Below are 535 nucleotides of genomic sequence, written 5' to 3'. Positions count from 1 at the left end.
TTTTGTCTATACAAGACGCTTGTGTTACCTCTTTATTTACCATATTTTTAATGAACGTCTGATTTATTCAGATTAAAACATTCTATTAACATAAAACGCTTTAATCTGAACCATCATCGAAGAACTCTGTTATTGGTGGAGCCGAGGAGGATCGAACTCCTGACCCCCTGCGTGCAAGGCAGGTGCTCTCCCAGCTGAGCTACGACCCCTTTTTTGGCTTCGATCTTTCGTTTTACTCTGCGTTGCATGCGGTTGCTCGTTCGGTCACATACTAGTGTATGCCTCCTCACTCTCTCGCGCTTGCGCCTTGATTAAAACAAAATCTCTCGCAAAAATTTCAATTGGCTTTCTTTTTCCTGCTCGTGCGCTGAGCGCTCTTGCAGTCAATCGGTTGCCAATCAACCTTTGAGGTTCTTCTTCATTCGAAAACAAACTGTGTGGGCACTTTGAAGCTTGGTGCTCGTATATTAAGGAGGTGATCCAGCCGCAGGTTCCCCTACGGCTACCTTGTTACGACTTCACCCCAGTCATGAAC

1 tRNA gene and 1 rRNA gene are annotated in these 535 nt (G+C 45.2%); both read right to left on the bottom strand.

The annotated features are described in order from the left end of the window. Positions 1-133: 133 nt before the first annotated feature. Positions 134-209, bottom strand: a tRNA-Ala gene (locus tag ACD661_RS16940). A gap of 259 nt (positions 210-468) precedes the next feature. Continuing rightward, a 16S ribosomal RNA gene (locus ACD661_RS16935) occupies positions 469-535 on the bottom strand; the annotation flags it as partial.

Source organism: Legionella lytica, from assembly GCF_044626755.1.
Classification (GTDB): domain Bacteria; phylum Pseudomonadota; class Gammaproteobacteria; order Legionellales; family Legionellaceae; genus Legionella; species Legionella lytica_A.
Note: the sequence above shows the minus strand (reverse complement) of the source record. Positions and strands in the feature narration are given on the sequence as shown.